At 41.4% G+C, this 14,568-nt stretch carries 10 protein-coding genes; 9 read left to right on the top strand and 1 reads right to left on the bottom strand.

The features are described from left to right. Positions 1-10: 10 nt before the first annotated feature. Complete coding sequence (locus L0P88_RS13125) at positions 11-1,381, bottom strand: Gfo/Idh/MocA family protein (RefSeq protein ID WP_247130375.1); 1,371 nt, start codon at positions 1,379-1,381, stop codon at positions 11-13. 514 nt (positions 1,382-1,895) lie between these two features. Here L0P88_RS13125 and L0P88_RS13120 point away from each other — a divergent pair. The 9 genes from L0P88_RS13120 (at position 1,896) to L0P88_RS13090 (ending at position 14,450) form a co-directional block, all read left to right on the top strand. After that, positions 1,896-5,225, top strand: coding sequence for a GH116 family glycosyl-hydrolase (locus L0P88_RS13120; RefSeq protein WP_247130374.1), 3,330 nt, complete (start codon positions 1,896-1,898; stop codon positions 5,223-5,225). 59 nt (positions 5,226-5,284) lie between these two features. Further along, entirely contained in the window at positions 5,285-8,086 is a 2,802-nt protein-coding gene (locus L0P88_RS13115; RefSeq protein ID WP_247130373.1) for a GH116 family glycosyl-hydrolase, read from the top strand. A 95-nt stretch (positions 8,087-8,181) separates the two neighbouring features. Beyond that, positions 8,182-9,288: a GTP-binding protein gene (locus tag L0P88_RS13110; RefSeq protein ID WP_247130372.1), complete on the top strand. Its 1,107-nt coding sequence runs from the start codon at positions 8,182-8,184 to the stop codon at positions 9,286-9,288. 17 nt (positions 9,289-9,305) lie between these two features. Further along, positions 9,306-11,942, top strand: coding sequence for a GH116 family glycosyl-hydrolase (locus tag L0P88_RS13105; protein WP_247130371.1), 2,637 nt, complete (start codon positions 9,306-9,308; stop codon positions 11,940-11,942). Further along, positions 11,939-12,064 (top strand): hypothetical protein, encoded by a 126-nt coding sequence (locus L0P88_RS23985; protein ID WP_281499684.1) that lies wholly within the window; start codon positions 11,939-11,941, stop codon positions 12,062-12,064. Before L0P88_RS13105 ends, L0P88_RS23985 begins: the two co-directional genes overlap by 4 nt. A 295-nt stretch (positions 12,065-12,359) precedes the next feature. Next, complete coding sequence (locus tag L0P88_RS23980) at positions 12,360-12,665, top strand: alpha-L-fucosidase (protein ID WP_281499683.1); 306 nt, start codon at positions 12,360-12,362, stop codon at positions 12,663-12,665. Continuing rightward, positions 12,598-13,293 carry an alpha-L-fucosidase gene (locus L0P88_RS13100; protein WP_281499682.1) on the top strand — a complete coding sequence of 232 codons (696 nt, stop codon included), beginning with the start codon at positions 12,598-12,600 and terminating at the stop codon, positions 13,291-13,293. The genes L0P88_RS23980 and L0P88_RS13100 overlap by 68 nt, the downstream gene beginning before the upstream one ends. Before the next feature lie 2 nt (positions 13,294-13,295). Next, positions 13,296-14,183, top strand: coding sequence for a discoidin domain-containing protein (locus L0P88_RS13095; RefSeq protein WP_247130370.1), 888 nt, complete (start codon positions 13,296-13,298; stop codon positions 14,181-14,183). A 75-nt stretch (positions 14,184-14,258) separates the two neighbouring features. Further along, positions 14,259-14,450, top strand: a complete 192-nt coding sequence (locus tag L0P88_RS13090; protein WP_247130369.1) for a hypothetical protein — start codon at positions 14,259-14,261, stop codon at positions 14,448-14,450. Positions 14,451-14,568 lie beyond the last annotated feature (118 nt).

The following is a 14,568-nucleotide window of genomic DNA, read 5'->3' as shown; positions in this document are numbered from 1 at the left end:
TAATGTGGAGTCATAGAGTGTCTTTAATCCAGTTGTAGGGCTTTCTTTTAATCCATTTTGCCCGTGTGAAGTCAGGAAAATCTTGAGGTTCGCCATTATTCTCAATTGAAAGCTCGGATAGTGGAGTCACTGCACTCCAAGCAGCCGCATCATAGACATCAATGGGGGGAGTACTATTCTGTTTAACAGACTCGACAAAGGCATTCATTACAAAAAAGTCCATCCCACCATGCCCAGATTCCCTAGCATATTCTCCATATTTTTTCCATAGTGGATGATCATACTGTTTGAGCCAAGTGTCCATTTCTTCCCATCCATGACCTCCCGTTTTGCCCTCTATATGTATACGTTTGGTATGGTAGTCGAACTCGGCGATTCCACCGACTCCCTGTACCCTAAAGTTAAGGGAATAGGGTCGGGGCAAATTACAATCGTGGGTAACCATAATGGTCTCACCATTGGCCGTTTCAATGGTGGAAGTAATAACATCACCTTGTTTCCATATCAACTTGGCATTGGGATGATTTTTGCCCCCTTTTGGGTGATTGACAATATAATTGTTCAAACCAATGGCCTTTGTTGCATGGGAAGTAAGGGAAACAAAACGGTTTCCCCTGTTAATGTTAGCCATGGCAGCTATTGGGCCCAACCCATGGGTTGGATAAAAATCCGCATTCCGTAATAGGGCGTGTTGGGTACGCCACTTGGCCTCCGATATCGCTTTTGCGCCAAACTCCACACCTCCACCGGTAGGTTGTTTTCCATCGTTGAACTTCACCGCCCTGAGATCATGTTGATAGCCACATCTAAAATGCACTAGTTCCCCAAAAACATTTTGCCGTACCATATTCAAAACGGCCAGAACGTCCCTGCGATAGTTAACGTTCTCCAACAACATCAAATGGGTATCGGTGCGTTCATGGGTATTGACCAAGTCCCAACACTCCTCAAGGGTATTGGCAGCAGATACCTCAAGACCAACGTACTTATTGGCCAACATGGCATCCACGGCCATTTTTGTGTGCCAAAGCCATGGGGTGGAAATGACCACAGCCGAAACTTCATTCAACTCCAATAATTCTCGGTACGCATAGTCTCCATCAGCAAACACCTTGGGCTTCTTAAAACCCGCCTTTTGAATCAAATCCAGTGCCACCTTGATCCTTTCCGGATCTACATCGCAAATGGCGGTGACATTGGTGTCCCCACGTAAGAGGATGTTATTGAGGTGGTTGGTGCCTCGGAGCCCCACACCAATGAGAGCAATATTGACTTTGTCTACGGCACCCTTACCTTTGCCCCCCAATACCACGCCTGGCACTATGGCCGCTCCGGCACTAGCTATCGCCGTATTCTTAATAAATGTCCTTCGTGATTCCATTTTAAATTAGCTTGAGTACTTTATTGTTATTGTCATCAAATTCTTAAGGATAAGTTTTTTAATACGCAGGGCGTGTTTTGGCCTAGTTCCATCTTCCAGAAAATTAACACTATGTTCAAAAATCAATGTGGCTTTCATGAATATTATTCAAACTCATACCAATAAGATGATTCTGTAATCCAGCCTAAAGACCATCCAAAAATGTTCATTCGGAACATAAATTTAAGGTGTCGCAAAGCATAAAAAACCTTGAGAATGGAATAAAAGTCTCCAAACACAAAACTTAATTCTTAAGGAATCAGTTTAATTTGCGTTAACGTTAACACAAATTAAACCAGCAACTCAAAATTATTGATTAGTCTTAATCTTTTTGATACAAAAAGAACCAATAACGATACTTTTTTTGCTTTTGTAAGTTAAGATCAAAAAAGTATCGTTATTGGTTAATTTTTTCACAGACGTGTCTTTGTTCCTAGCTTATTTTTGGATTGCTTCTAAAAACGGTTTTAACAAAGTGTGGCAAGGAAATAAGGACAAGTATATCCTATCAAAATCAAGGCGGGATTTCATAAAGAAATCCTCCATTGGTATTTCTGCAATGGGACTTTCAGCGCCTGTTCCCTTTTTTGCCGGGCCATTCGTTTACGCAAAAGACACACATCTTATTCCTGAAGACAAAAGGCTTTCTCAAGCGTGGATTAGGTCATTGTATGAAAGGGGCGTTCCAGAGGAATTCTCGGGGGAACAACTAAAATATATTGGCATGCCCGTTGGTGGTATCGCTTGCGGACAACTTTATCTTGGCGGAGATGGAAGATTATGGCTCTGGCATATATTCAAAATGGAATATGGTAGGGAAAAAAACCACGGCAACCAACTGGATGCAATGACCCTTGGCGGTCATTATGCCTATCCCGATAAAGTTTTTGATAGGGAGAAACGATCTGTTGACCATGGTATTGCCCTTAGAGTGAAGCACAATGGAAAAACCAAAATCGTTAAGCTTAACAACAATGACTTTAAGCATGTGAGTTTTAGGGGAGAATACCCAATAGGTAAAGTAAAGTATCATGATGATGCGATTCCTGTGGAGATTAAACTTGAAGCATTTTCCCCTTTTGTCCCAACCAGTCTCGAAAAATCCGCCCTACCTACAACTGTCATGAGTTATAAATTAAAGAATACCTCTGGAGAGAGCATGGCTATTGATATGGCTGGGTGGCTGGAGAATGCAGTTTGTCCGTTTAGCAATAACAATCATTTGGGCGTCAGAAGAAATACCGTAATACCTTCTGGTGGAAGATTGACTCTCCATAGTACAGCGGAAGGATTGGAAGCAAAAAAAGAAGCAAAGTCAACCAAACAAGATGTGGTTTTTGAAGACTTTGAAAGTGGCAGTTATAAAAAGTGGCAAACCAAAGGAATTGCATTTGGTAAATCTCCGATAAAAGAGGATTCAAAAGGTTTTTTGGAAAAAGACTACAAAGGCAGTTATTATGTCTCCAGTTATAATATCAGAGCGCTTGATGGAAGACCCAATGCTTCAACCTATCAATGGGGGCGAGAGGCAATGGCTGATGATTTCACGGGAATCCTGACCAGTAAAGAATTTGTGGTCACACACAATTACATCACTTTTCTTATTGGAGGAGGTTATCATCCGAAAGATACCGTCATCAATTTATTGATAGATGGAAAAATTGTACGAAGCGAAACAGGGCATAACAGTACCCACTTGAGGGAAACATATTTTGATGTACGTGATTTTGTGGGCAAAAAGGGTCAATTGCAAATAGTAGATAACCATCAGGGCGTCTGGGGTAATATCACGGTTGACCATATTGTTTTTACGGATAACGTCCCAAAAGATTACAAAATCACGAATCAGCACGGCTATGGTTCCATGTCGTGGTCCATATACAATCCAACACAAAAAGCCAAGGCCATTCCCCATTTCAACAATGAAAACCTTCAAACTTTGTTCAATATATTGGACAATACACCCACGGGCGAAGCCCTTACGGTTACAAAACCCATGGCGGAAAAACAAGTAGGGATTATTTCCGATTACGTTGACTTGGGGCCCGGAGAGGAAAAAGAAGTGATTTTTTTGCTGACATGGTATTTTCCCCACCTGAATCAGCAAGAACGGGAGCGAGGTGCCATATTGGGGCTCAAAGATATTAAATACTTAAAGAGACACTATTACCAATGGTTCCGTTCAGCCAATCAAGTGGCAGATTATGTATGTGAAAACTTTGATGAACTGGTGGGTAAAACTAGATTATGGAATGAAACCTGGTATGGAAGTACATTGCCTCATTGGTTGTTGGACAGGAGTATGATACCCCTGGACTGTATGGCGACGAACACTGTTCTTTGGTTTGATAATGGCCGAATATGGGGATGGGAAGGGGTAGAATGTTGTGAGGGAACCTGTCAGCATGTTTGGCAGTATGCACAGGGCATGGCTCGAATTTTTCCGGAAGCCGAACGTAACATAAGGGAAATAACCGATATGGACCCCAGAACAGGCTATCGCGAAGAAGATGGGGGATTTGCCTATCGCGCAGAGTCAAATAGAAGTGTCGCCCATGATGGGCATTGTGGCACAATTATGCGAATGTACCGTGAGCATAAAACCAGTACTGACCATCAATTTTTGAAACGAAACTATGCTCAAATAAAAAGAACCGTACAATTCATAATCAATGAAGATAAAGATAAGAACGGACTTTTGGAAGGAGGTCAGGCCAACACTTTGGATGCCAAATGGTATGGCCCTATGGGATGGATCAGTTCCCTCTATCTAGGGGCATTGGCGGCTGGAAAGGCAATGGCCGAAGAAATTGGGGATTTTTCTTTTGCCAACATTTGTGACGAAATTTTGAGAAAAGGCCGTAAAAATATAGTGGAAAAGCTTTTTAACGGTGAATATTTTATCCACAAACACGACCGTCAAAAATATCCGGATGTGATAAGTTCCAATAATGGGTGCCATATAGATCAAGTACTCGGACAGAGCCTTGCCGGGCAGATTGGTATTCGGGACAGGGTAATTCCAGAAGAAGAGACAAAATTGGCACTTGAATCCATTTGGAAATACAATTTTGCCCCCAATGCCTTCAACTATCAAAAAAGACATAAAGCGATTAAGGGAGTACGAATATATGCTACTGAAGGAGAAGCAGGCACCATTATGACCACTTGGCCCAAAGATGATGGAGATACATGGGCCGTTCCTGGAATGGTAGATCGTCCGGATTCTTCCATCCGTTGGCAGGGACCAGGAGGTTATTTTGATGAGTGCATGAATGGTTTTGAATACCAAGTGGCTTTCCATATGATTCAGGAAGGAATGACCGAAAAAGGCCTGGCCATTGCAAGAGCCGTTCACGACCGTTATCATGCCAATACCCGAAATCCTTACAATGAAATTGAATGTAGTGACCATTACAGTCGATCCATGGCCAGCTATGGTGTTTTTCTGGCTATTTGCGGATACGATTACCATGGCCCTAAAGGGTTTTTAACCTTGGATCCAAAATTGACACCGAATAACTTTAAGGCCCCATTTACGGTAGCCAAAGGTTGGGGCACTTTTATACAACATCAAAAAGATGGGATTCAGAAAAACATTCTTCAATTAAAATATGGAGAATTGAACTTGAATCAGTTCAGCGTTGTATTGCCAAAAGATGCCAACGCAAAATTGGTTTCACTTATGATAAATGGAAAAGAAGTAAACGCTCAAGGAGCACAGAAGGAAAATGGTAAATTCCAATGGGAATTGGAAGAACAGATGAAATCGGGTGATACCTTAAAATCAATTATCCATTACTGATTAGGATTGTGCAAAAGAGTTAAAATAACAAACAATATTGCATAATTGTTTAAAACACAATGAGCAAAGATTCGATTAGAAATATGATGAAGGAAACGACCAAAAATGAAAGGATAAAGAACGATCCGAAAAGCCACAATTTTTCCAAGAAGCCCCGACCTCTGCCATTTAAACGCAGAGAATTTATTAAAGCAGCTGGTGCAATGACAGGAGGATTGGCCGTAGGTTTTCCCGCCACTGTTAATGGAACGGAAAAAAAGAGGGTAACCTATAAATCTTTGGATGATAAAAAATTGAATCCCGATTGGGTAAAATCCCTTTATGAAAGAGGAGAGCCAGAGGTGTATAGCGGTCAAGAGCTCGTCTATGTAGGAATGCCCATAGGAGGTATTACTGCAGGGCAGGTATATTTGGGTGGAGACGGCAAGCTATGGCTGTGGAAAATTTTCAATTCCCAGCACAATGGTACCATCGAAAAAGCTACTCGTTTCAATGGACGTAGAATACGCTCTAGGGACGGAAGCAACTATGTTATTCCCATAGAGCAGGATTCTCCCTTAGAACAAGGATTTAAAATAAAAATAAAACAAGGGAGTGAACAAACTGAACGAACTTTAGACCGCAATGGGTTCGATAATATTACGTTCAAAGGGCAATACCCTATGGCGAATGTTAGCTATCAAGATGAAAAACTGCCCGTAAACATTGAACTTACAGCTTTTTCTCCATTCATTCCATTGGATTGGGAGTCGTCGAGCTATCCAGCCACCGTTATGCGGTACAAGGTCAAGAATACCTCGGGATCTACCGTGGAATGCTCCCTTACCGGATGGTTGGAAAATGTATGCCACATTGATACGGGAGACCCTTTAAAGACAAAAATTAGAAACCGGCTCATTCAAAAAGAAGGAAATGCCCTTATTGTTTTTGATGCCCCATCGAAGCTGGCCGATAATAAAAATTCTGCCCATGACCCTGAACAACAACGGGATTATGGAAGCATGTCGCTATTGCTTAGAAATGCAGATGGTAATGTTAGGTATAGTCTAGGGGATAGGAACCTCATGCCTATTGATTCCGATGCAACCAAAGAGTATGTAACATTGCTAAAAGAACGCAGTATTGGAAAACTGGAAAAGGTTTTTGAATTGGCATCGGGCGAAGAAAAAACGGTAGAGTTTGTATTGGGTTGGTACTTTCCAAACCTCTACCCATTTGAGCGGCGGGATTACAGCGACCAGTTTAAAGGTAGGTTCTACAAAAACCAATTTGAAGATGCGGCAGCAGTGGTTTTTGATTTAGCTTCAAAATTGGATGGATTTTTTGAAAGGACCCAACTATGGGTAAAAACCTATTATGAAGAATCCACACTTCCCCATTGGTTCTTGAACCGCACATTTATAAACCTTTCCATACTCGCCACCGATACCTGCTATAGACTGGGGAATGGACGTTTTTGGGCTTGGGAAGGGGTAGGTTGTTGTCCCGGAACATGCACCCATGTATGGCATTATGCACAAGGAGTTGGACGTATTTTTCCTGAGATTGAACGCAACCTAAGGGAACAGACAGATTTCGTTGTGATGGATAAAAATAGCGGAAAAATAGATTTCCGTGCTGGAATAGCCAATAGGGATGCAGCAGATGGACAAGCTGGCATTATCATGCGGGCCTACCGCGACCACCAAATGAGCAAGGACCATAGTTATTTAAAAAATAACTGGGATAACGTCAAAACGGCTTTGGACTATCTGATTGATATGGACAAAGAAGATCAAAAGGCCGATGGAATGATCTACGGCGAGCAGCATAATACCTTAGATGCCGAATGGTATGGAAATATTCCTGTAATCACCTCGCTCTATCTATGTGCATTGGCATGTGGCCAGAAGATGGCCAAAGAAATGAATGACAGTGCTTTTGAAGCAAAATGCAGAACCATTTTGGAAAAAGGGAAAAAGAACATAGAATCGCTTTTTAGCTCGGAATATGGTTATTTTATTCAAAACGAAGACCCTAAACATAGTGATGCCATTGGTATTGGAACAGGTTGTTATATTGATCAGGTCTTCGGACAGGGATGGGCTTTTCAAGTAGGTTTGGGTAGGCTCTTTGACGAGACAATGAACAAGAAATCCTTAAACGCACTTTGGAAACATAATTATGTGCCAGATATGGGACCATACCGTGCATCGTTACCTGTAGACTTGGCGGGGAGGCCCTATGCTTTGGATGGGGAGGCAGGCCTGGTAATGTGTACCTGGCCCAACGGAGGACGCAAAAAAGATTGGGAGAAACACTGGCAATATGGCTATTTCAATGAATGTATGACTGGGTTTGAATATCAGGCCGCCAGTCATATGATGTGGGAAGGCGGGGATCTAATAGAGAAAAGTTTAGCGATTACACGTTCCATCCATGATCGTTACCATCCATTAAGACGCAATCCATATAACGAAATAGAATGTAGTGATCATTACGCAAGGGCAATGGCCAGTTATGGAGTGTATGTCGCCATTTGCGGTTTTGAATACCATGGCCCAAAAGGATATTTGGCATTTGATCCACGTATTCAAAAAGATGATTTTAAAGCCGCTTTTGTGGCCTCAGAAGGCTGGGGCAGTTTTTCGCAGAAAAAAAGAGGCGACAAAAAGACAGCTGAGATTACAGCAGTCCATGGAAAAATAAAACTCAACTCGGTAGCATTGGGCAATGAAAACAGCAAAGCAAGAAGGGCTAAAGTAGCCATAAATGGGGAGCAGATAAATGTCAAAACAAAAGTCCTAAAAAGTAAGATCAACGTATCATTTCCTGAAAAGATTTTACATATGGGGGACAAATTAGAACTTATCATAGGCTAGGAAACAAAAGTTATAAGGTGGTGTTTTGTCAAAATTACAGCGTGAGATTTACAAATGTAATGGTCGCGTTAGGCCATCAGAAATAGATGTATACCATGGAAAAAACCAAATTAATATTTGTCGGAGGTTTTTTGGGAGCGGGAAAAACCACTCTTTTGGCCGCTGCCACAGAACAATTGAAAGGATGTGGCGCAAAAGTAGGGCTGATTACAAATGACCAAGCAGAAGGATTGGTGGACACCCACGTTCTTTCTATGGATGGTTCAGATATACAGGAAATTGCGGGAAGTTGCTTTTGTTGTGACTTTGATGGGCTAATGGAAGCGGCACTGTATCTTAGGGACACTGTAGGGTGCCATACCATAATCGCTGAGCCCGTAGGAAGTTGTACCGACCTTTCTGCAACATTGTTGCAGCCTATAAAATCTTATTATGCTCAATTTTTTCAGTTGATGCCGCTGTCGGTTTTGGTAGATCCCTTTCGGTTGAAGAAAATTTTAAAAAACGGAAAAGATACAACCGAAGGCCCTGATTATATTTTTTTGAAGCAATTGGAGGAGGCCGATTTTGTGCTGATCAATAAAGTGGATTTACTCACCCCATTGGAAATAGAGCAATTGGAAAAGCAGTTGCATCATAAATTTCCAGGATATTCCCTACATAAACTATCTGCCCTTAATAAGAAAGGAATCAAAGAATGGTTAGGAAAATTGGAAAGAGTGAAAAATGCAGGAGGTAGAATGGCAGAAGTGGATTATGATATCTATGCGTCGGCTGAAGCTTTAATGGGATGGTTCAATGCAACATTTATAGTTTCCCATTTGGATAGTTATTTAGTGCCATGGAAGGATTTCAGTCTAAAGTTCATGATGTTATTGCAGGAAGTCTTTCAATACGAAGAAATCGTCATGGGACATATGAAGACTTTTTTAAAAAGCGGTCCTTCCTACATAAAGGGAAATCTAGTGGAAACAGATGGGGATATTTCTATAGAAGGGACACCTTTTAGTGGTCCAATGGCGAAATTCACCCTAAATATTAGAGCAGAAACCTCGCCCAAAAACTTAGGAGAAATCGTTGAAGATGTCATTGACGCATATAAAGAGCATCGGATTGACTTTGAAATTGATGTATTAAAAAAACTTAGTCCTGGCAAACCAACACCGACCCATCATTTTAATGAAATTATAATCGGACAATAAAAATTCTTAAATAGATAATGAAACAAATAGATAAAACAATAATTGCAATCTTTTTATCACTGTACCTATTTTCGGTGCAAAAATCTACGGCACAAACTGGTGAGACGGTTATAAAGGGACATAAGGACGGACTCCAATATATTGGAATGCCCATTGGTGGTATCAATGCAGGTCAGGTATACCTGGGCGGTGACGGCCAATTATGGTATTGGGACATCTTCAATATCCAACGCATAAATCCAGGAGGGCCCGGGGACAAGTTTTATATAAACCCGATGGTCCAGGACAAGCAATTTGAACAGGGTTTCGCAATACGTATCAAAAAGTTGTTACCAACCACCATTACCCCTAGCGTAAAACCTTTAAGAAAAGGTGGGTTTTCAAACATTGCTTTTACCGGTGAATACCCTATTGGCAAAGTATCTTACGAGGACCCCGATTTTCCGGTAAAGGTAAACTTGAACGCCTACACGCCATTTATTCCAACAGATCATGAATCTTCCGATTTCCCAGCTGTGATTATGGAATATACCGTCACTAATACTACGGCGGAAGAAGTGACAGCTGAACTCTTTGGATGGCTACAGAACATGGCCAATTTCAAAATGGCTTCTTCGACCAAAGGTATGCATGTGAACAGAATACAGACCAAAGAGAACACCTTACAGCTAATAGCGACCTCAGAAGTTCGGGATGAATCATCTAAAGATTTACCAGATTATGGCAATATGGCATTGACATTGATTGAAGGAGAAAATGCTTGGGGTTCCCCTACGGCGCCCCAAGATGTCGACTACAACTTGCCAGAAGTGAAAAACTCCGATAAAATAGAAGAAAGTGCATCGCTTGGCACAAAGCTCACAGGAGTATTAGGAAAGGAATTGGTACTGCAAGCTGGGGAAAGCAAGACACTAACATTCATATTGTCATGGTATTTCCCAAACGTACATAGGCAGGAAAGTGGTTTCCATCACTTGAAGAACAGAGAAAACCTTAGGCATTACTACAGTAAAAAATTCACTTCCGCCGCAAATGTGGCCCAAACCATAGTACAGAATCCGGAAAAGTATTTGGAAACCACTAAAACATGGAATACAACATGGTACAATAGCTCCCTTCCCAAATGGTTTTTGGACAGGACGTTCCTGAACACGGGCACATTGGCGACAACTTCATGCTATCGTTTGGACGACCTGACAGATGATCCCGATAACGAAAATCGCTTTTATACCATGGAAGGTGTTTATTTAGGTCATGGTACCTGCACCCATGTATTCCATTATGAACAGGCCTTGGGTAGGGTATTTCCCAGTTTGGCGCGGCAATTACGAACACAAGTCGATTATGGTCTCTCCTACGAAAAAAATGGAATTATTGGATACAGGGGAGAACTTAGTAGTATGGGGCGTCACGACGGCCGGGGTTATGCAGTGGATGGACAAGCCGGGACCATTTTGCGTGCGTATAGGGAACATACTACATCAACGGATAATGCTTATCTTAAATCCTATTGGCCAAAAATCAAAAAGAGCATTGAATATATGATTGTCCATGATGCCGAAAAAACCGGTAGGCCTGATGGTATTTTGGAAGGTATCCAATACAATACCTTAGATAAAATGTGGCGGGGCAAGAACAGTTGGCATTCTGGGCTATATCTAGCAGCCGTAAGGGCTGGGGAGGCAATGGCAAAGGAAATGGGTGACAAAAGTTTTGCAAAAAAATGCTCAAGTATCGTCGCCCTAGGACAACGCAACATGGTAAATCAACTTTTTGATGGGGAATATTTTATTAACATCCCTGATTATGATAATTATCAAAAACCCAATACCAATAAGGGTTGTCATATCGATCAGGTGCTGGGTCAATCTTGGATCAGTCAAGTTGCCCTTCCTAGAATATTGCCGAAAAAGGAGACCGTTTCTGCCCTAAGTGCCATATACAAATACAACTATCAGGAGGATGTTGGCAAATACTTGGACACGGCAACCATAAAAAATGTTCGTTTTTATGCCCTTCCAGGGGAATCGGGAACCATAATGAGCACTTTTCCGAAAGGAGGTGCAAAAGAATCGGCAGGAACCGATGGCGATAGTTGGGACAGACTTGTGGTTGGTTATTTTAGTGAATCCATGACAGGGTTTACTTATCAAGCGGCAGCACATATGATAGCCGAAGGATTGGTAGATGAAGGTATGACCATTATAAAGGCCATACATGATCGATATGCTCCTGAGAAAAGAAACCCATATAATGAAGTGGAATACGGCAACCACTATACCAGGGCAATGTCAAGCTATGGTGCGTTTATTGCTGCCTCAGGATTTACGCTTCATGAGCCATCTGGGGAAATAGGGTTTGATCCAAAAACAACCCCCAATGACTTCAGGTCTGCTTTTACAACAGGAAACGCGTGGGGTACATTTACCCAAAGAAGAACACAAAATAAACAAATAAACTTACTTCAATTAAAATATGGGAGTGTAAAGCTATCTAAATTCAAAGTGCCATCAAATAAATTTAAGAACGTACAGGTTACCCTTAACGACAAAAAAATAGGTGCAAAACTTAAAAAAGAAGGGGGGAATTTTTTAGTGACCTGGAAAGGTAAGGTTCTTTCAAAGGGTGATACGTTAAAATTCGAATTCCTATGAAAGTGAACAAATTGGTGGGTGGTAAAGGAACTGTTTTCCTTAGCCTCTTGGCTGGTAATAAAATTCTAAGAGCCTATTTAGGGAATACAAAAATTAAAAATCTTTCCCAAAAAAAAGCATAACATAAGTTGTCTGATAATGAAGGGTTTCATTGACTTCTCAAAATCATTACCAATGTATATGGCGGTATGTGCCTTGATTGGATGCAAACATATACCTCCTGCCCCAACTCCAATCGATCCCATTCCAACGGAGAAACAATTGGCATGACAGGAAATGGAGTTTTACGGTTTTGTACACTTTGGACTGAACACTTTCTCCGATATGGAATGGGGCTATGGTAATACCTCACCTGAATTGTTCAATCCCACAGAGCTAGATGCTCATTAATGGGCCCGTGTAGCCAAAGAAGCCGGTATGAAAGGTATCATCATCACGGCAAAACACCATGATGGTTTTTGCTTATGGCCCTCAAAATACACTGAATATTCCGTAAAAAACTCCCCTTGGAAAGGAGGTAAGGGAGATGTGGTTAGGGAGTTGGCCGACGCTTGTAAGGAGTATGGCTTAAAGTTAGGTATCCATACTTCGCCCTGGGACCGCAATCATAAGGAATACGGTAAACCTGAATACGTTGATTATTTTAGAAAACAGCTTGAGGAACTGCTCACGCAATACGGAGAAGTCTTTAGAGGTCTGGTTCGATGGGGCGCATGGTGGTGATGGATATTATGGTGGTGCGAACGAAATCAGAAATGTGGATAAAAACTCTTATTATGACTGGCCCACTACCATAAAAATGATTCGGGCATGGCAGCCAAATACTATCATCCGGAGTGATGCAGGACCGGATGCCTGTTGGGTGGGTAATGAACACGGATTTGCATATGATGTTACATGGTCACCCTTAATGAAGGATGAAATTTATGGTGGTATGCCAGATTATGCCGAAAAATATTTAATGGGACAAGAAAATGGCACACATTGGGTTCCTGCAGAAGCCGATGTCTCCATAAGGCCAGGTTGGTTTTACCACCATTCTGAAGATAACAAAATAAAATCCCTCGGCCATTTGATGGACATCTATTACAAATCCATTGGTCAAAATGCTACCCTACTTCTTAACCTGCCAGTAGATCAAAGAGGGTTGCTACATGAAAAGGACGTTACCCAACTCAAGAAACTTAAGGAACAAATCGATTTGGACTTTTCCGCTGACTTGGCGATTGGCAAATCCATTGAAGCTTCCCAAATAAGAGGAAGGCATGAACATTATGGAGCTGACATGTTAATAGATGGAAAAAAGGATACTTTTGGGCTACGGACGATTCAATTACCACTGCTTCCATAACATTGGATTTTGGTAGGCAAACAGCATTTAACGTCCTGCTCATCCAAGAGTACATTCCACTGGGACAATGTGTAAAATCCTTTACAGTAGAGGCCTTTTCCAATGGCAAATGGAATTCGTTGGGTCGATACGGTGCAATAGGTTACAAACGAATACTAGAGCTACCAGAAATACTTTCAGACAAGGTAAGATTGACCATTAATGACGCAAGGGGATGTTTGGCCCTATCAAATTTACAACTGTTCCATGCACCAAGTACTGTGGACAATCCTGTAATTGCCCGTGACAAAGAAGGAATGGTAAAAATCAACAATAAAGACAAGGGGCCAACCTATTATTATACCTTGGATGGCAGCATGCCAACAACCAATTCCAAAAAGTACAAGGGACCGTTCGAAGCCCTGGAACCAGTTCTTGTAAGCGCAATCCCTTGCGATAGTACAAATAATCGTCTGAGTGACCCGACCATACTGCAATTAGATATCGCCAAAAAAATGTGGAAAATGATAGGACATAACACTTCATACGTTGATGATACCACAATTGACGATAATATCTGGACGAATTATGAGCTTTCTCCTAAAGAGATTGAATACGGATTGATCATCGATTTAGGGGAGAAGCAAAACCTAAAGGGTTTCACTTATACCCCAGACCAGAGCCGTTGGCCATCAGGCATCATTACGCATTATGATTGTTATGTAAGCACCAATGGTAACACCTGGAGTCTGGTAATTGACGGTGAATTTTCCAATATCACAAACAATCCTATAAAACAGACGGTTCGTTTTATCAAACCAATAAAAGGTCGCTTTATTAAGCTTAGGGCTAAAGGCGAAAATACTGGCCAAAAAATCGTAGTGGCCCAATTTGGGGTGATTACAAAATAGAAGCACATGAAAACCAAAATAAAATATTGAATGTCAGTATTGAGAAAAGACAAAAGACAATGGAAATAAGAGACTATGAAATATAGAAAATTTGGCCATACGGGTTGGAAAGTAAGTGAAATTGGATATGGAATGTGGGGTATGGCCGAATGGACTGGTTACAACGACAAACAATCTATAAGATCGCTTCAAAAAGCAGTAGATCTTGGGTGTGATTTTTTGATCCCGCTTGGGGTTATGGTTAAGGCTACTGTGAAAAATTATTAGGATAGCTTGTCAGGGTCAATCCTAACAAAAAGTTGTACACTGCAACAAAAAAATACCTCCTAAAAGTTTTAAATGGCCCAGCAAACGCGAATATTCCTTGAACGACTGTTTCTCACCA

The sequence above is a fragment of the Muricauda sp. SCSIO 64092 genome, assembly GCF_023016285.1.
Taxonomy (GTDB): Bacteria; Bacteroidota; Bacteroidia; order Flavobacteriales; family Flavobacteriaceae; genus Croceivirga.
The sequence above is the reverse complement of the archived record's forward strand: the minus strand, read 5'-3'. Positions and strand labels throughout refer to the sequence as shown.

Bases quoted from the DNA above. Each gene is read 5' to 3' on its own strand.
- L0P88_RS13105 (WP_247130371.1), top strand. From the start codon at position 9,306: ATGAAACAAATAGATAAAACAATAATTGCAATCTTTTTATCACTGTAC.
- L0P88_RS13090 (WP_247130369.1), top strand. From the start codon at position 14,259: ATGAAATATAGAAAATTTGGCCATACGGGTTGGAAAGTAAGTGAAATT.
- L0P88_RS13110 (WP_247130372.1), top strand. From the start codon at position 8,182: ATGGAAAAAACCAAATTAATATTTGTCGGAGGTTTTTTGGGAGCGGGA.
- L0P88_RS23980 (WP_281499683.1), top strand. From the start codon at position 12,360: ATGAAAGGTATCATCATCACGGCAAAACACCATGATGGTTTTTGCTTA.
- L0P88_RS13125 (WP_247130375.1), bottom strand. From the start codon at position 1,381: ATGGAATCACGAAGGACATTTATTAAGAATACGGCGATAGCTAGTGCC.
- L0P88_RS23985 (WP_281499684.1), top strand. From the start codon at position 11,939: ATGAAAGTGAACAAATTGGTGGGTGGTAAAGGAACTGTTTTCCTTAGC.
- L0P88_RS13115 (WP_247130373.1), top strand. From the start codon at position 5,285: ATGAGCAAAGATTCGATTAGAAATATGATGAAGGAAACGACCAAAAAT.